This is a genomic window from Bradyrhizobium sp. 23AC, assembly GCF_054863025.1.
This window is the reverse complement of sequence record NZ_JAVAYN010000002.1, coordinates 532,341-549,423: the sequence shown is the minus strand read 5'-3', so window position 1 is coordinate 549,423 and position 17,083 is coordinate 532,341. Positions and strand designations below refer to the sequence as shown.

At 65.1% G+C, this 17,083-nt stretch carries 18 protein-coding genes; 11 read left to right on the top strand and 7 right to left on the bottom strand.

The features are described 5' to 3' along the window. Positions 1-19 precede the first annotated feature (19 nt). Positions 20-445 carry a DUF5413 family protein gene (locus RAD10_RS07810; protein ID WP_461616964.1) on the bottom strand — a complete coding sequence of 142 codons (426 nt, stop codon included), beginning with the start codon at positions 443-445 and terminating at the stop codon, positions 20-22. Positions 446-588: 143 nt separating this feature from the next. Between RAD10_RS07810 and RAD10_RS07805 the strand changes: the two genes are divergently transcribed. The 3 genes from RAD10_RS07805 to RAD10_RS07795 all read left to right on the top strand — a co-directional run bounded on the left by RAD10_RS07805 (position 589) and on the right by RAD10_RS07795 (position 1,644). Then, a complete protein-coding gene (locus RAD10_RS07805; protein ID WP_018318371.1) occupies positions 589-831 on the top strand; it encodes a hypothetical protein in 243 nt (80 codons plus the stop codon). 37 nt (positions 832-868) lie between these two features. Beyond that, complete coding sequence (locus tag RAD10_RS07800; RefSeq protein WP_026202008.1) at positions 869-1,099, top strand: hypothetical protein; 231 nt, start codon at positions 869-871, stop codon at positions 1,097-1,099. Between the two features lie 257 nt (positions 1,100-1,356). Next, positions 1,357-1,644 carry a hypothetical protein gene (locus RAD10_RS07795; protein ID WP_461616963.1) on the top strand — a complete coding sequence of 96 codons (288 nt, stop codon included), beginning with the start codon at positions 1,357-1,359 and terminating at the stop codon, positions 1,642-1,644. Positions 1,645-1,775: 131 nt separating this feature from the next. On the opposite strand, the gene RAD10_RS07790 is transcribed toward RAD10_RS07795, so the two are convergent. Both RAD10_RS07790 and RAD10_RS07785 read right to left on the bottom strand, forming a co-directional pair. After that, positions 1,776-3,383, bottom strand: coding sequence for a hypothetical protein (locus RAD10_RS07790; RefSeq protein WP_461616962.1), 1,608 nt, complete (start codon positions 3,381-3,383; stop codon positions 1,776-1,778). Between the two features lie 37 nt (positions 3,384-3,420). Continuing rightward, positions 3,421-4,713 carry an adenylosuccinate synthase gene (locus RAD10_RS07785; protein ID WP_018318369.1) on the bottom strand — a complete coding sequence of 431 codons (1,293 nt, stop codon included), beginning with the start codon at positions 4,711-4,713 and terminating at the stop codon, positions 3,421-3,423. A gap of 420 nt (positions 4,714-5,133) precedes the next feature. On the opposite strand from RAD10_RS07785, the gene RAD10_RS07780 reads away from it, so the two are divergent. After that, positions 5,134-6,066 (top strand): DMT family transporter, encoded by a 933-nt coding sequence (locus RAD10_RS07780; RefSeq protein ID WP_461616961.1) that lies wholly within the window; start codon positions 5,134-5,136, stop codon positions 6,064-6,066. A gap of 65 nt (positions 6,067-6,131) precedes the next feature. Here RAD10_RS07780 and RAD10_RS07775 read toward each other — a convergent pair whose 3' ends face one another. After that, positions 6,132-6,536 carry a VOC family protein gene (locus RAD10_RS07775; RefSeq protein WP_461616960.1) on the bottom strand — a complete coding sequence of 135 codons (405 nt, stop codon included), beginning with the start codon at positions 6,534-6,536 and terminating at the stop codon, positions 6,132-6,134. 108 nt (positions 6,537-6,644) lie between these two features. Then, entirely contained in the window at positions 6,645-7,049 is a 405-nt protein-coding gene (locus RAD10_RS07770; RefSeq protein WP_461616959.1) for a hypothetical protein, read from the bottom strand. A gap of 73 nt (positions 7,050-7,122) precedes the next feature. On the opposite strand from RAD10_RS07770, the gene RAD10_RS07765 reads away from it, so the two are divergent. After that, a complete protein-coding gene (locus RAD10_RS07765) occupies positions 7,123-7,719 on the top strand; it encodes a TetR/AcrR family transcriptional regulator (RefSeq protein ID WP_461616958.1) in 597 nt (198 codons plus the stop codon). A gap of 17 nt (positions 7,720-7,736) precedes the next feature. Here the strand turns inward: RAD10_RS07765 and RAD10_RS07760 are convergent, their stop codons facing one another. Then, positions 7,737-8,126: a DUF1330 domain-containing protein gene (locus tag RAD10_RS07760; RefSeq protein WP_461616957.1), complete on the bottom strand. Its 390-nt coding sequence runs from the start codon at positions 8,124-8,126 to the stop codon at positions 7,737-7,739. A gap of 105 nt (positions 8,127-8,231) precedes the next feature. Between RAD10_RS07760 and RAD10_RS07755 the strand changes: the two genes are divergently transcribed. Then, positions 8,232-9,167 (top strand): DMT family transporter, encoded by a 936-nt coding sequence (locus RAD10_RS07755; RefSeq protein ID WP_461616956.1) that lies wholly within the window; start codon positions 8,232-8,234, stop codon positions 9,165-9,167. A gap of 221 nt (positions 9,168-9,388) precedes the next feature. After that, complete coding sequence (locus RAD10_RS07750; protein ID WP_461616955.1) at positions 9,389-10,366, top strand: Bug family tripartite tricarboxylate transporter substrate binding protein; 978 nt, start codon at positions 9,389-9,391, stop codon at positions 10,364-10,366. Positions 10,367-10,600: 234 nt separating this feature from the next. Here RAD10_RS07750 and RAD10_RS07745 read toward each other — a convergent pair whose 3' ends face one another. Further along, the gene (locus RAD10_RS07745) at positions 10,601-12,286 is read right to left on the bottom strand and encodes a methyl-accepting chemotaxis protein (RefSeq protein WP_461616954.1); all 1,686 of its coding nucleotides are present in this window, start codon (positions 12,284-12,286) and stop codon (positions 10,601-10,603) included. A gap of 258 nt (positions 12,287-12,544) precedes the next feature. Between RAD10_RS07745 and RAD10_RS07740 the strand changes: the two genes are divergently transcribed. The 4 genes from RAD10_RS07740 to RAD10_RS07725 all read left to right on the top strand — a co-directional run bounded on the left by RAD10_RS07740 (position 12,545) and on the right by RAD10_RS07725 (position 17,006). Further along, complete coding sequence (locus RAD10_RS07740; protein ID WP_461616953.1) at positions 12,545-13,588, top strand: C-terminal binding protein; 1,044 nt, start codon at positions 12,545-12,547, stop codon at positions 13,586-13,588. Positions 13,589-13,673: 85 nt separating this feature from the next. Next, entirely contained in the window at positions 13,674-15,014 is a 1,341-nt protein-coding gene (locus RAD10_RS07735) for an ABC transporter substrate-binding protein (protein WP_461616952.1), read from the top strand. Positions 15,015-15,154: 140 nt separating this feature from the next. Beyond that, positions 15,155-16,111 (top strand): carbohydrate ABC transporter permease, encoded by a 957-nt coding sequence (locus RAD10_RS07730; protein ID WP_018317857.1) that lies wholly within the window; start codon positions 15,155-15,157, stop codon positions 16,109-16,111. Then, the gene (locus RAD10_RS07725) at positions 16,104-17,006 is read left to right on the top strand and encodes a carbohydrate ABC transporter permease (protein WP_461616951.1); all 903 of its coding nucleotides are present in this window, start codon (positions 16,104-16,106) and stop codon (positions 17,004-17,006) included. Before RAD10_RS07730 ends, RAD10_RS07725 begins: the two co-directional genes overlap by 8 nt. Positions 17,007-17,083: the final 77 nt, after the last annotated feature.

The window sequence follows — 17,083 nt, the reverse complement described above, 5'->3', positions numbered from 1 at the left end:
CCGCGCCCGAACGTCGCGCTCAGGTCGGCGCCGCCACCGGTTGCGGCTCCTTGATGTATTTATGCACGAGCCAGGACGAAATCACCGCCGGCACGAACCCGACGAGGCCGTACAGGATGAACTGCACCGCACCCGAATCCGGCCCGCGCGAGCTGTAGGTGAGCGAGGCCAGCACGAAGGCGGACAGGCCGACCAGGAGCATCCGCAAGCCCGGGCCGATCCGCCTGACATGGGTCAGGATGTCATCGACCGCGCCGATCATCAGCGAAGGCAGGAGGCCGAACAGATAGCTGTATTGCAGGGTCTTGAAGAATACCGCGAACAGCTTGCCGACCTCGCCGAGACTGGTCTGGGCCCAATAGCCGGACTGATAGGTCGTCGTCAGCAGCAGCAGGAACCCGCCGACGAACGGTCCAACCAGCGCAAACACCAGATAGCGTTTCATCAAACACCCTTTCACTTCGCCGGTGTTATAGCAGCGCCGCGGGAACCTTGAATAGCGCGGCGGGCCTAGCCTTTAAGGGAACAAGTGACAAGGCGACGAGTTCAGACAGGACCTGAATTATCCCTGTCAGATTGGAGCCGCCGATGGCCCGCAAATTTCTCCTGGCGACGATCACGCTGGCAGCCCTGAGTGGCCTGTCGAACGCGCCCGCTCTTGCGCAGGGCCACATGGGCTCGCCGCAGGAACAGCAGGCCTGCTCGCGCGACGCCTCGCGCTTCTGCCGCAAGGACCTCGGCAATGACGGCGCCGTGCAGGGCTGCCTGCAAGCCAACCGGGCCAAGCTGTCGCGCTCTTGCAGCAAGGTGTTTCAGAGCCACGGCATGTGAGGACCGCGACCATCCCCAGCGAACGGAGAGTGATGCCATGTTGCGCGACGAACAGCTCTCGATCCTGCGGGACATCAGCCAGTCCGTTGCCTTCGCCGACGACCGCCACGGCAAGATCGGCGAGCTCATCGCCGACGGCTACGTGATGAAGGACGGCGATCTGTTCGAGCTGACGGCCAAAGGCGTCACCGCCGTCGAGGAACACGCCGCCGCGCTCGGCGCGAGCGATGTGGAACAAGCGAGCGCCTCCTTCGATCGGATGATCTGATCGCGCGCACGCATTGTGCGTGACGTCCACGCAACAATTGCAAATTCCTTTGCGCCTGCCATTGCAGCCGCGTGACAATGGCGCATACTTCGCTCGGGCGGCGCAGCACTTTTCGATTCGTACATCATGAAATCGAGCGACCACATGCGGGACTAGAGTTCCCGACGTGAAGGCTGTGACATGCGGCAGATCAAGCCGTGTGCGGCGCCCCAAAAACCAAGTGGCTCAAGCCCACGGAACTCGGGGACGCATTCTGCATGACACGCTATCAGACCATCGCTTCGCTGCTTAAGACCACCGCTTCGCTGTTGGCCGTAGCAACCACCGCCATCGCACTCCAGACCTCACCCGGCCTCGCCTTCTCATCCGAAGCGCAGCAGATGTGCACGGGTGACGCGATGCGGCTGTGCTCCAGTGAGATCCCCGACATTCCCAGGGTCAGGGCCTGCATGGTGCGGAACAAGGCGCAGGTCAGCCCCGGCTGCCGCGCCGTGATGGACCGCGAGGCGGTCGCATCGCGCAAGCGGGAAGCAGCGGCGCAGTAGTCACCCATCCAGGATGTCATTCCGGGGCGGTGCGCAGCACCGAACCCGGAATCCATTTCTCCACGTCACCCGCTGCTGCACGGGTTCGCCCTGCGCACGCCCCGGAATGACGAAGGTGGCGCGCTCTTGTCTCAGTCGCCCCACTGCGCGAAGGCGTCGTTGAAGGCGCGTTCGCCGGGGGCGCCCTTCTCGATGGCGATGATGGCGCGGCGCTGGTTGGCATAGACCAGCGGCACGTCGAACCACGAGCGCTCCTTCAGGAGCTGGACGTTGCGGGAGCGGTCGGCGTCGACATTGGACAGGCCGACCAGGAAGAAGCCGTCGGTGACCTTGACCGCGAGGCCGGCGAGCGGCGTACCGCGCGCCTGCTCGTTCGACTTCATCAGGATGCCCGGCACGTTGGAGACGCTGCCGCCCGGAAAATCCGGCGGCAGGATGAAGGTCAGCTCCGCCGTGTGGCTCGCCGGCAGCGAGGAATCGGTGTTGCGGCGGAACGACATCGTCATCTTGAACTTGCGGTCGGGGATCTCGATGTCGGCGCGCACGGCGACGTCGGCCTTCTGGTTGCCGGACGCCTTGATCGGCTCCAGCCGCCATACCACCGAGCCGACATATTGCTTGCCCTTCGGATCGGACGGATCCTCGTCATAGAGCACGACCTTCTGCGCCACCGGCGCGACCGGCTGGTCGCTGGCCGAGGGCTGGCCGACGCGATCTGGAATCTTCGGCTTGCTCTGCGGCTGGGACGGATCCTTCGGCGCCTCCACCACCTGGGTCGGCGAGGACTTCATCAGGTTGGTCGCGATCTGGACCAGCTGCTTGCCCCAGAGGATGCCGGCGCCGACCAGGATCAGCACGATGCCGACGGCGATCGCACTCTTGAACGGGAAGGCGGAGCGCGTCCGGGCGCGCTTCTTGGCGTCGCGCTCGGGCGCGATGCGCGGACGCGGCGACGGCGGCTGCGGCGCGTAACGCTCGGCCTCCTCGACCGACTCGTCGTAGGAATAGGGCGCGTCCTGCTCGCCGGCGCGGTTTTCCAGGCTCGGCTCGAGCCGGTCGAATTCCGGCGAGGGCGAGGGCACGTTGGCGTAGGTGCGGCGCGCGGCGCGGCTGGCCTGCGCGGCAGCGCCGCCGAGATCGTTGGCGTCGGCCGTGATGTCGCGGAAGCCGCGCACGCCCGGTGCCGGCGGCAGCGGCGGCGGAGGTCCGACATCGGGCGGACGACGCGCACCGGCGCGATCGCGCCCGGCCGCCGGCTCCGGCATCGGTGGCGGGGCGGACGGTCCCGGTTGGCGCGGGGCGTCGAAACGGGGCGCGCGCGGCGGACGCGGGGCCTCGCCTTGGTCATCGACGTTGAAGGAGGGACGGTCGGCGCGCGGCGGCGGCGGAGCCGGACGCGTCCGCGGCGGGGCCGGCGCGGCCGCAGTCGGACTGCCTTCGGCGGCTCGGGTGCTGGCGCGGCGGAAGGCATCGCCGCTGCTGCCGCTGCGGGCGCCGCCACCGGGGCGCGAGGCCTCGCGGGCGCGCTGGGCAGCCTCCGATTCGACCTTGCGGACGGCCTCCTCCAGCGACAACCTTTCGCGGGTGATCTCGGATTCGGAGAGCGGGGGCTGCACGCTACGCAACTGCGCGATCAACGCCGTGCGCGCCCGCTCATAGAGCGCGCGGCGGCTTTCGCCGGGAGCGTTCGGGTCCAGGGCGGCAATAGCGCGGGCGATCAGCGGATAGTAATCAGCCATTTCAACTCAACTATACGCGCGTCCCGGTAAGATATCGTTAAGCCTCAAACGGATTTTGCACCAGGATAGTATCTTCGCGTTCGGGGCTGGTGGAAAGCAGCGCAACCGGGCACCCCACCAATTCCTCGATCCGCCGGACATATTTGATGGCCTGGGCCGGCAGGTCGGCCCAGGACCGCGCATTGGCGGTCGGCTCCTTCCAGCCCTCGATGGTCTCGTAGATCGGCTCGACCCGGGCCTGGGCGCCCTCGCCGGCGGGGAAGTGGTCGATCTCCTTGCCGTCGAGCTTGTAGCCGGTGCAGACCTCGATCGTGTCGAAGCCGTCGAGGATGTCGAGCTTGGTCAGCGCCAGGCCGTTGATGCCGCAGGTCCGGACCGCCTGACGGACCAGCACGGCGTCGAACCAGCCGCAACGACGCGGACGGCCGGTGTTGGTGCCGAACTCGCGGCCGCGCTCGCCGATCCGGCGGCCGGTCTCGTTGTCCTGCTCGGTCGGGAACGGGCCCTGGCCGACGCGCGTGGTGTAAGCCTTGCACAGGCCGAGCACATAGCCGACCGCACCCGGTCCGAGGCCGGCGCCGGTCGCGGCCTGCGCCGCCACCGTGTTGGACGAGGTGACGTAGGGATAGGTGCCGTGGTCGACGTCGAGCAGCGCGCCTTGCGCGCCTTCGAACAGCATGCGCTTGCCTTCACGCCGCTTGATGTCGAGCAGCCGCCACACCGTCTCGGCGTAGGGCAGCAGCTCCGGCGCCAGCGCGCTCAACTCCTTCAAGATCACCTTGCCGTCGAATTCGGGCAGGCCGAGGCCGCGGCGCAGTGCGTTGTGGTGGGCAAGCAGCCGGTCGATCTTGTGCGGGAGCGTGTCGAGATCGGCAAGGTCCATCAGGCGGATCGCGCGGCGGCCGACCTTGTCCTCATAGGCGGGCCCGATGCCGCGGCGGGTGGTGCCGATCGCGGTCGCCGCGCTGGCGGATTCGCGGTGCGCATCGAGCTCGCGGTGCAGCGGCAGGATCAGCGTGACGTTCTCGGCGATACGCAGGTTCTCCGGCGAGACCGCGACGCCCTGCGCCCGCAGTTTGGAGACCTCGTCGAGGAAGGCGGCGGGATCGAACACCACGCCGTTGCCGATCACCGACAGCTTCTGCTCGCGCAGCACGCCGGAGGGCAGCAGAGCGAGCTTGTAGGTCTTGCCGTTGATCACCAGCGTGTGGCCGGCGTTATGACCGCCCTGGAAGCGGACGACGATGTCCGCCTGCTCCGACAACCAGTCGACGATCTTGCCCTTTCCTTCGTCGCCCCACTGGGCGCCGACGACGACAACATTGGCCATTCGCGGGTAATCCTTCGAAGATTTCTCTGTAGGTGGCACGATCCGAACGGAAAATTGGTACCCATTCTTCCGGAATCATGCCTGCGCCCAGCCCAATTCCCGGCCAGAGGCCGTTCGCACCGAGGCAGCCCAACCGGATAAAGGAAGCAGCCTCTCTAGGCAAGCAAGAACGGGGCATTTTCAGGGCTTCGGGGCCACTCCAAGCCTTTGATATCCCCGGAAAATCCAGAAACCTTCGCGGCGGCGCGCGAGGCTTCGACCAAAGCGTGAGAGGCTCAATCCGCCGCTGCATGGTCGCGATGCGTCCGCCCCCCGTTGATGCAGCCCCGATTTCCGTGTCTTTGGACAGCGCCGGGCGATCAGCCGGCCCGGATCCCGCCGGGCTGGAAGCCTCGGCGCACGCGGGGCACGCCAATCCCAATGTCCGCCACCGGCCAGACCACGAGCGCGGAGACATCCGGCCACAGCTGGATCGCCAACCAGCCTTATCTGCTGCTCAGCATCACCGCGCTGTGCTGGGCCGGCAACGCCATCGTCGGGCGGCTCGCCGCCGGCCACATCCCGCCGGTCACGCTGTCGTTCCTGCGCTGGTTCTTCGCCTTCCTGCTGGTGCTGCCGTTCGCCTGGAAACATCTCGCCCAGGACTGGCCCGCGATCCGCAGCAGGCTCGGCCTGATGATCACGCTCTCGGTTACCGGCATCGGCGCCTTCAACACGCTGCAATATTGGGCGCTGGAGCATACCCAGGCCCTCAACACGCTGCTGCTGCAGTCGGCCGCGCCGCTGGTGGTGGCGCTGTGGTCGCTGGCCATCCTCGGCATCCGCCTCACCGCGGCGCAGGCGTTCGGCGTGCTGCTGTCGATGTGCGGCGTGCTGACTATTCTGCTGCACGGCGATTTCACCACGCTGTCGAACATCGCGTTCAACAAGGGCGACCTCATCTTCATCGTCGCGCTCGTCATCTTCGCGCTGTATTCGGTGCTGACGCTGAAGCGGCCGCCGATGCACGGCCTGTCGTTCCTCGCCTTCACCTTCGGGGTTGGCGCGGCCTGTCTCATTCCGCTCGAGATCTGGGAATTGTCCGCGCGCCCGGTCATGAAGCTCGACGGGCCGAACCTCTTGACGCTATTCTACGTCGCGGTGTTTCCCTCGACGCTGGCCTATCTCTGCTTCAATCGCGGCGTGCGCCTGATCGGCGCCAACCGCGCCGCGCCGTTCTTCCACGTCGTGCCGGTGTTCGGCTCGATTATGGCGATGGCGTTTTTGAGTGAACACCCGCAGGCGTTCCATTTCATCGGATTTGCGCTGGTGCTGTCGGGCGTGTTCGTGGCGTCGAGGAAGCAGGCGAGTTAGGCTCAGGCCCAGGTTGCGCATGTCGGGGTGGGCCCGAGCCTGTCTCATTTTTCAGTTGTCTGCGATCAAGCGTTCCCTGATGGGTTCATCCATACCATCTCCCAGACATAGCCATCAGGGTCTTCAACGTGTCGGTTGTACATGAAGCCGAGATCCTGTGCCGGGTTGGGATCGGCGCGACCGCCTACAGCGACCGCCCGAGTCAGCGTCGCATCCACGGCATCGCGGTCCTCGACCGTAAGAGCGAACATTGCCTGGCTGTCGCGCCGCGCGTCGCCGATCTCGCGTTGGGTGAATTCGCGATAGTGGTCGTGGGTCAGCAGCATCACGCCGATCGCCTCCGTGAACATGAGCGAGGTCGAATTTGCGCTGGAGAATTGGGGATTCACTGTGCCACCTAGCGCCAAATAGAACGCCGTCGATGCAGCGAGGTCGCGTACAGGCAGGTTTACTAAAATCATCCTGGACATTGCTTTTCCTTCAATAATGCTGGAAGGCGCTATCGTCTGATAGCTCGAACAGTGAACTTCCAAACCTCCATAAGACGCCGCTTATCGAGCCCTCGTGACAAACTGCGTTCAAACATAGCGCGCAGCGCCCATGCAGAGCGCGGTGATGCCGAGCAGCGCCGCCGCCACGCGCTGCGCGGTCGCGATGCGTGAACGCACGCCCGCGAGATCGCCGACGCCACGACGCAGGGCGGCGAGCGCACGGGGGCCGATCGCTGCCTGAACGCCGACAGCGACCAATGCGCAGACCGCGCCCACCGCAAGCACCTGCTCGGCCGTGCCGAATCTGCCGGAGTGAACGAGGTGCCCGAGATAGCCGCCGGTCAGAATGGCAATCGCCGCCGCGCCGAGTTGTGGAAAGACCAGCAGCTCCCCGCCCGATCCCCCTGTGCGGGCCAGCGCGAAGCTTGATCCCGCCCAGAACACGGATGACAACACATGAAGCGACAGGGCGATCACGAGGGCAGTCTGCATGGCAAGCTCCGAACCGGATTCTAAATTAGATATACAATATGTATAGTCAATACGTCAACAGAATGGCAACGCCATGCCGAAGCGCAATTATGTGAGCCCTGCGCGGGCATCTGCGGCGGCGGAGACGCGCGAGCGCATCGTCGCGGCCGGCGCGCGCCTGCTGCGCAAGGAGGCTGGCATTGCGAACTTCTCCCTCGACATCGTCGCTAAGGCGGCCGGCGTCACGCGTCTCACGGTCTACAACCAGTTCGGATCGCGGCGCGGATTGCTGGAGGCCGTGTTCGACAACATCGCGCAGCAGGGCGGGCTGTTCGAACTGGCCGGGGTGATGGCGATAGCGGATCCCCGCGCCGCGCTCGATCGCTTCGTCGAAATCTTCTGCACGTTCTGGGGGCACGATCCCGCCATCGGCGGGCTCAACCAAGCCATCACGACCGATCCCGAATTCGGCGAGGCGCTGATCCAGCGGAACGAGCGACGGCGCGAAATGCTGACCGCTCTGTTGTCCCGAATCGTCGGCAAGCACCGCGCCGTCGGGGACGCGGTCGACCTGATCTTCGTGCTGACGAGCTATCCGACCTTTGCAGCGTTGAGCCCGCGCCGGCCGACCGAGGAGGTTTGCCGGCTGTTGCAGACGGCGTGTCGCGCCGCCGTGGACGGGTTGAAGTAGCTCGGCGGCGTATGGGGCTACGTCGTCTTGAACTTGCTGTACGCTTCGTTGGTAGCAATGATGACGTGCTCGGCGCAGCCGTTAACGCGATGCGGATCGGCCTCGCGCTCATAGGCTTCCGACGTCATCATGTCGAGGAAGGCCGCGACGGTCGGATAATAGACCAGCGCCACAAAATCCCAGTCGTTGCCGACGTGCGGTCCGAGCGCGATGGCCTTCGCCTCGCCGGTCCAGAGCAAGGTACCGCCGCGCGCCTTGATCATCGGCACGGTGACGGCGCTGTAGCGCAAATAGGCGTCCCAGCCGGATCCGTCGCTGTCGCGCGAGCGCGCGTGGAAACGCATCAGGTTCAGCATCACCACCGGCGCCTCCGGATCGAGCCGCTCCAGGCCCTCGATGTTCAACATATTAACCGCCAAAGGCGCCTCCTCAGGGTTTGCCTGCATTGTAGCATTGCGGCCGCGTGACTTGTGCCAGGACGCCGATCCGGCGCAAGTTCGTATCTAACGCCAATGACGACCGCTTCGCCCGCGCCACGCGCCTCCAGTCCGGCCAGCTGGCTCAACAACCAGCCTTATCTGCTGCTCAGCCTGAGCTCGCTGTTCTGGGCCGGCAACATCGTGCTCGCACGCCATGTCGGCGCGCATGTGCCGCCGCTGACGGTGACCACGATCCGCTGGTTCGGCGTTTTCCTGATCCTGTTGCCGTTCGCCTGGCCGCATCTCAAGCGGGACTGGCCCGCCTTGCGCAAGAGCCTGCCGCTGATGCTGTTCCTGTCGCTGGTGGGCTTCGCCTTCAACAACGCGATCTCGTACTGGGCGATGCAATATACGGAGGCGCTGAACGCGCTGCTGATCCAGTCGGCCGGACCGCTGTTCGTGGCGCTGTGGTCGCTGGTGCTGTTCGGGGTGCGGCTGACGGGCGGGCAGTTCGCCGGCATCGCGATCTCGCTTCTCGGCGTGTTGATCATCATTCTGCGCGGCGACCTCGCCGCGCTCGCGAGCATCAGCTTCAACAGGGGCGACATCATGTTCGCCTCCTCGCTGGTGGCGTTCGGGATCTACTCGGCCTTCATCCCGCGCCGGCCCAAGATCCACCAGCTCTCCTTCCTGTCCTTCACCACCTGCTGCGGCGCGACGATGCTGCTGCCGACCGCGATCTGGGAGGCGGCAAGCGGCCGCGTGCTGCAATTCGACGGGACGACGCTGGCGACGCTGGGCTACATCCTGATCTTTCCCTCGACGCTGGCCTATCTCTTCTTCAACCGCGGCGTCGCGCTGATCGGCCCGAACCGCGCCGCGCCGTTCTTCCATCTGGTGCCGGTGTTCGGCTCGGCGATGGCGATCGTGCTGCTCGGCGAAAAGCTGCAGCCGTTTCACCTGATCGGCTACGCGCTGGTGCTCGCCGGCGTCGTGATCGCCTCACGCCAGGGCTCGGCGGTTAAGTAATTCCGCGCGGCGGACGGCGCGTGCTCGTGTCCCGGACAAGATGCAGCGCGTCAGCGATACATCGCAGAGCCGGGACCCAGATTGCCGCAGCATGGGCCCCGGCTCTGCAGCGCACCGCTGAAGAAGCGCTGCGCCGCGTCCGGGGCAAGCAACTCCCGTCTTCCGATTTCAACGAAGAGACGCTAGGTTCCCCGCCAACGAAAAAGAGGGAACGTCTCAAGATGCTTTCAGGGCTGATTCGAAACCTGTGGACCGCCGGCGCGGCCGCATTGTGCCTCGCCGCCGCATCCACTGCGCAAGCCGATACCTGGCCGAGCCGCAACATCACGCTGGTTTTGCCGTTCGCGGCCGGCAGCGGCACCGACACGACGACACGGCTGATCTCGCAGCATCTGTCACAGGCGCTCGGCGTCGGCATCATCATCGAGAACAAGGCGGGCGCCAACGGCATGCTCGCCGCAAGCTACGTCGCGAAGGCCGCCCCCGACGGCTACACACTGCTGGTGACCACCAACACCACGCATTCCGCCAATCCCTATCTGCTCAAGAACCTCACTTACGATCCGGTCAAGGACTTCACGCCGATCGCGCGCACCGGCGACCTGCCCTTCATGCTGGTCGTCAATCCGGAAGTGCCGGCCAAGACCGTCGCCGAGCTGGTCGCCTACGGCAAGGCCAATCCGGGCAAGCTGAGCTACGCCTCGGGATCGTCCTCCGCGATCGTGTCGGGTGCGACCTTTGCGCACAATGCCGGGCTCGACCTGCTGCACGTGCCCTACAAGAGCTCGCCGCCGGCGCTCAATGACGTCATGGGCGGCCGCGTCTCGATGATGTTCGTCGACATCCTGACCGGCCTGCCCCACGTCAACGGCAACGCGCTGCGCGCGCTCGCGGTCACCACCAAGGACCGCTCGCCGCTGGTGCCGAACCTGCCCTCGATGCAGGAGGCCGGCGTGCCTGATTTCGACATCTCGTCCTGGCAGGGCTATTTCGGCCCCGCCGGCATGCCGAAGGAGATCGTGACCCGGCTCAACGCCGAGATCCGGAAGATCGTCGAGAAGCCGGAGATCAAGGCCCAGCTCGCCACCCTCGGCATGGACGCGTTCTCGGGCACGCCGGAGCAGCTCGGCACGTTCGTGAACGAACAGCTCGTGCTGTGGGAGAAGCTGATCACCAACGCGAAGATCGAGAAGCAGTGAGCTCCGTCATTCCGGGGCGCACGCTAGCGCGAACCCGGAATCTCGAGATTCTCAGGTGCGCAATTGCGCACCGTAGTTCGATGCTTCGCATCGCCCCGGAATGACGGCGCAAGGCCCAGGCTCTCGTAGGGTGGGCAAAGCGAAGCGTGCCCACCGTTAGGTCGTCGCAAAAAAGAAAGGTGGGCACGGCGCTTCCGCGCCTTTGCCCACCCTACGAATTTCGAGCGTTTGGCCTTACGCCGCGCGCACCTTGGCGAGGAAGCCGTCGACGGCGCTGCGCAGCGCGCCGGACTGGTTATCCAGCTCGCGGGCGTTGGAGAGCACGTCGGTGGCCGCGGTACCGGTCGCTTCCGCAGCGGAGGTGACGCTGCCGATATGGGCGTTGATCTCGCTGGAGCCCGCCGCGACCGACTGGATGTTGCGGGCGATCTCGCGGGTCGCCTCGCCCTGCTGCTCGATCGAGGCGGAAATGCCGGCGGTGATCTCGCTCATCTCGGCGATGGTCTGGGTGATGCCGGAGATGGCCGTGACCGCGTCGCTGGTCGAGGTCTGCATCGCCGCGACCTGCGCGGAGATCTCCTCGGTCGCCTTGGCGGTCTGGTTGGCCAGCGCCTTGACCTCGGAGGCGACGACCGCGAAACCGCGGCCGGATTCGCCGGCGCGTGCCGCCTCGATGGTGGCGTTGAGCGCGAGCAAATTGGTCTGCGCGGCGATCGAATGGATCAGCTTGACGACCTCGCCGATCTTCTCGGCGCCGGTCGAGAGCACCTGCACGGTGGCGTTGGTACGCTCGGCGTCGCTGACGGCGCGGCTGGCGACTTCGGTCGAGCGCGTGACCTGGCGGGAGATTTCCGCAACCGAGCTCGACAGCTCTTCGGCGGCCGCCGCGACCGTGCCGACATTGCCGGAGGCTTTTTGCGAGGCAGCGCCGACCGTCGCCGCGCGCGAGGACGCGTCGCTGGCGGTCGCGGTCATCGACTGCGCCGTCGTCTGCATGCCGGCCGCGGCCGAAGAAACCGAGCGGACGATGCCGTTGACGCTGCGTTCGAAGTCGTTGGCGATGCCCTCCATCGCGCTGCGACGTTCCGCCGCGACGCGCTCCTTGGCATCGGCTTCGGTCCTTTCGAGGTCGCGGATGCGGACCGCGTTGTCCTTGAAGATCTGGACGGTGGCGGCCATCGCGCCGACCTCGTCGCCGCGGCCGACGCCGGGAATGTCGCCCTCGAGCTTGCCGTCGGCGAGATCCTTCATGCGGGCGCCAAGCAGCGCCAGCGGGCGGCTGATGCCGCGGCCGATCAGCCAGGCGACGCTGCCGGCGACAATGAAAATGCCGAGCATGGCAAGACCGAGCAGCCAGTAGACCGGGCCCATCTTGGCGTCGATGTCGTCGAGATAAGCGCCGGTGCCGAGATACATGTCGAAGCCGGGCACCGCCACCGCGTAGCCGATCTTGCGGATCGGCGTCGGCTGACCGGGCTTCATATATTCATAATGCAGCAGGATCGAACCGTTGGCCTTGACGCCGTCCATCAGCTCGACGGACAGCTTGCGGCCGTTGGTCACGACATCCATGCGGTTGGTGCCGATCTGCTTGGGATCCGGCGCGAGCTGCGTGATGCCTTCATACGACGTACCGAACAGATAGCCCGCGCCGTTGTCGTAGGTCATCGAATTGCCGTAGCGGCGAAGCTCGGCCATGGCCGCGTCCTTCGTCAGCTCGCCGGCATCGACGCGCTTCTTCAGAGCGCCCGCATAATTGCGTGCCAGCTCGACGATCGCCTTGGCCTGATCGATGCGCGCATTCACCATCTCGCGCTTCATCAGATAGCCGGCGAGGACACCGGAGATGCACAGGCCGAACAAGGTGACGCCGACAAGGATGCCGAGCTTCGGGGCGATCTTCAGATTGCTCAATTTCACGATTAGCTCCGGCAATAATGGGATACGGGCGCGCGACAGATCGATCGAAATCAAAATAACTTTTAGGGAGAGAGCCTTAGCAAGTTACTTACGTGCCTCCGTAGAAGCCCGGACGCAGCCGCGAAAAACGGCAATTTATCCCCGCGCCGGCAACCGACGATTGTACGCGGCCGCGCCGATTTCGCGTAAAAGACGCAAAGGCCCGCCCGCGGAGGCGGGTCACAACAAGAACCGACAAACCAAATCGGGAGCGAGAAAATGCCGAAATACAGGGTGGTGACGCCGAAGGGCGCGAGCTTCACGGTCGCGGGCAGCGACTATTCCTTTGAGCGCGAAGCGCTCGATCCGATCGACGCCGAGATCATCGAGGCTCCCGCCGACGAGGCCGGGTTCATCGCCGCCGCAAGGACCGCGGACGCCATCTATGCCAAGGGCATCCCGATCACCAAGACCATCATCGACAGCTTGCAGACCTGCAAGGTCATCACGCTCGGCTCGGTCGGCGTCGACAGCGTCGACGTCAAGGCCGCCACCGCGCGCGGCATTCCCGTCACCAACATTCCGGACACCTTCATCGAAGAGGTCGCCGACCACGCCATGATGCTGCTGCTCGCCGGCTTCCGCCGCCTGGTCGAGCAGGACCGCATGGTGCGCAGCGGCCGCTGGGCCGAGGGCCGGCCGGCGCTGCTCAAGGTCCCGAGGCTGATGGGCCAGACGCTCGGCTTCGTCTCGTTCGGCCGCGTGGCGCGTGCGGTTGCGAAACGCGCGGCGCCGTTCGGCCTGCGCATGATGGCCTACGATCCCTTCATCCAGGAAACGCTGATGTACGATCACGGCGTGATCCCGGCGACGCTGAACGAGGTGCTGTCGCAATCCGACTTCGTCTCGATGCACGCCCCGGCAAGGCCCGAGGTGCATCACATGCTGACCGAGAAGCACTTTCGGCAGATGAAGAAGGGCTCGATCTTCATCAACACCGGGCGCGGCGCAACCGTGGACGAGGAGAGCCTGATCAAGGCGCTGCAGGAAGGCTGGATCGCGCACGCCGCCCTCGACGTGCTGGAGAAGGAACCGCCCTCGCACAACAATCCCCTGCTCGGCATGGAGAACGTGACCCTGACCGCACACGTCGCTTCGGCCTCGGCACGGTTTGACGAAGCGCGCAAGCGCCGGGTGGGCTACGAATTGTCACTGGTGCTTCAGGGCATGTGGCCGGTAAGCTGCGTCAATCCGTCGGTGCTGCAAGACACCACGCTCCGTCGCTGGCAACCCGTCAGCATGGATCGCGGGCCGAACAGCTAAGCGGCAGGCGCCGAGGCGCCGATATCCGAAACGACCCTTCACCGGCGATCAACGCCGGGAAGGGAGACATCATAGGGAGGAACTGATGAGGAACGACATCACCCGTCGTGATGCCTTGGCGCTGGGCCTGTCCGCTGCAACGTTCGCCGCCACCGGTGCTGCAGCGCAAACATCCAATATCAAGGCCGCCGACGTGACGGCGCCCAAGCGCGAGATCGAGAAGGGCGCATCCCTGCGCATGCTGCGCCCGGTGCGCTTCGTCCAGGCCGACGAGGATGTGTTCCGCGCCAATGCAGCAAAGTTCACCAAGGAGACCGGCGTCGAGGTCAAGGTCGATTTCGTCGGCTGGGAGGACATCAACCAGCAGACCGCGGTCACCTCGAACTCCGGCGCGGGCCCCGACATTATCATCGGCTTCTCCGACGCCCCCCACATCTACGTCGACAAGCTGATCGAGCTGACCGACGTCGCCGACTATGTCGGCAAGCGCTATGGCGGCTGGCTGCCGCTGGCGCAGCGCTACGGCAAGAAGAACAAGAGCGACGCCTGGATCGGCCTGCCGTTCGGTGCAACCGCGGGGCCCCTGATCTACCGCAAGTCGATCCTGCAATCGGTCGGCTTCGACAAGGTGCCGGAAGACCATGCCGGAATCCTCGACCTGTGCCAGAAGCTGCACAAGGCCGGCAAACCAGCCGGCTTCGCGCTCGGCAACGCCAAGGGCGATGGCAACGGCTTCGCCAATTGGTCGCTGTGGTCGCACAATGCTTCCCTGCTCGACGAGGAAGGCAATGTCGTCATCAACAGCAAGGAGACCATCGCGGCGCTGAACTGGGTCAAGCAGATCTACCCGACCTTCATCGCCGGCACGCCGTCGTGGAACGACGTCAGCAACAACCGCGCCTATTCCTCGCAGGAGATCTCTCTGACCGCCAACGGCGTCTCGCTGTACTTCTCGCTCAAGAACGACCCGGCGACCAAGGCGATCGCCGAGGACAGCGAGCATCAGCTGCTGCCCAAGGGCCTGGCCAAGGTCTCTCCGATGGCGGGCCTGACCCTCAATGCCATGGTGTTCAAGCACAGCCAGTACCCCAACGCCGCAAAGGCCTTCCTGCAATACATGCTGGAAAAGGACCAGTACGAGCCCTGGCTCAACGCCAACTCCGGCTACTGGTCGCAGCCGCTGGCCGCCTATGCCGAGGCCGCGGTTTGGTCGCAGGATCCCAAGGTGAAGCTGTTCAAGGACACGATGAACAGCACCTACTATGACGGCTACAAAGGCCCGATCTCGACGGCGACCGGAGCTGTCAGCGCCGACTACGTGCTGATTCAGATGTGCGCGTCCGTTGCGACCGGCGCGGCCACGCCGGAGGCCGCCGCCGCGGAAGCGGAGCAGCGCTGCAAGCGGTACTTCCGGCGACAGCGGTAACGCGCGACGATAGAGCCGTCGTCATTGCGAGGAGCACTTGCGACGAAGCAATCCAGACTGCAGCCGCGGCGACAGACTGGATTGCTTCGCTTCGCTCGCAATGACGGTGTGGTGACGTTCAACGATAGGACAACACATTAATGTCCGTGACGACACTCTCCTCTCCCGTACTTGCCCAGCGGCAACCGAACTGGCTGGTGCGGCTGTTCGACTACAAGCCGTTCCTGATCGTGATGTGCCTGGCGCCCGCGATCGGGCTGCTCTCGGTGTTCCTGACCTATCCGCTCGGCCTCGGTATCTGGCTCGCCTTCACCGACACCACGATCGGCCGGCGCGGCGTCTTCGTCGGCCTGGAGAATTTCCAGTATCTGCTCACCGATCCCTTGTGGTGGAACGCCGTGTTCTACAGCGTGGTCTATACGGGCATCGCGACCTTCGGGAAGTTCGCGCTCGGCTTCTGGCTCGCGCTGCTGCTCAACAACCATTTTCCGTTCAAGAGCATCCTGCGTGCGATCATCCTGCTGCCCTGGATCGTTCCGACCGTGCTCTCGGCGCTGGCGTTCTGGTGGATCTACGATCCGCAGTTCTCGATCATCTCCTATTTGCTGGTCGACGTGCTGCACTGGCGATCGGGCAATGTCGACTTCCTCGGCTCGCCCTGGCCGGCGCGTTTCTCGCTGATCGCCGCCAACATCTGGCGCGGCATTCCCTTCGTCGCGATCTCGCTGCTCGCGGGCCTGCAGACCATCTCACCCTCGCTCTACGAGGCCGCGATGCTCGACGGCGCCAGTGCCTGGCAGCGCTTCCGCTACATCACATTCCCGATGATGATGCCGATCCTCGCGATCGTCATGACGTTCTCGATCATCTTCACCTTCACCGACTTCCAGCTGGTCTACGCCATCACCCGCGGCGGGCCGGTCAACTCGACCCATCTGCTGGCGACGCTGGCGTTTCAGCGCGGCATCGCCGGCGGCGAGCTCGGCGAAGGTGCGGCGATCGCGGTGTCGATGATCCCGTTCCTGATCTTCGCGACGCTGTTCTCCTATTTCGGCCTGGCGCGCCGCAAATGGCAGCAGGGAGAGGCCAATGACTGACACCGTCGCGCAAACCGCCACCGTGGCCGACGCGAAAGCGCCACCCGACACCATGGCCTGGGATTCCGGGCTGCGGCGGCTGATGATGATCTATCTGCCGCTCGGCTGCTTCGTGCTGATCCTGCTGTTCCCGTTTTACTGGATGGCGAGCACCTCGTTCAAGCCGAACGCGGAGCTGATGAACTACAAGGACCATAATCCGTTCTGGATCTCCTCGCCGACGCTCGCCCACATCAAGCATCTGCTGTTTGACACCGCCTATCCGCGCTGGCTGTGGACGACGATGACGGTGGCGATTGGCTCGACCACGCTGTCCCTGATCGCGAGCACGCTGGCGGCCTATGCGATCGAGCGCCTGCGCTTCCGCGGCAGTCCTTACGTGGGCCTCGGCATTTATCTGGCCTATCTCGTGCCGCCGTCGATCCTGTTCATTCCGCTCGCCACCGTCGTGGTGCAGTTCGGCCTGTTCGACTCACCGCTGGCGCTGATCCTGGTCTATCCGACTTTCCTGGTGCCGTTCTGCACCTGGCTGCTGATCGGCTACTTCAAGTCGATCCCCTACGAGCTCGAGGAATGCGCGCTGGTCGACGGCGCCACGAGGCTCCAGATCCTGCGACGGATCACGCTGCCGCTCGCGGTACCCGGGCTGATCTCCGCCGGCATCTTCTCATTCACGCTGTCCTGGAACGAGTTCATCTACGCGCTCGCCTTCATCCAGAGCGGCGCCAACAAGACCGTGCCGGTCGCGATCCTGACCGAGCTCGTCACCGGCGACGTCTACCAGTGGGGCGCGCTGATGGCGGGCTCGCTGCTGGGATCGCTGCCGGTCGCGATCTTCTACTCGCTGTTCGTGGACTACTACGTGTCCTCGCTGACCGGCGCGGTAAAGGAGTAGCCGGCCGCCCCGCACAGGCGATCGTGCTATCGTGATAGATCGCATCCCTGCTCCGGTGCTACCTGCTGCACCGGCGG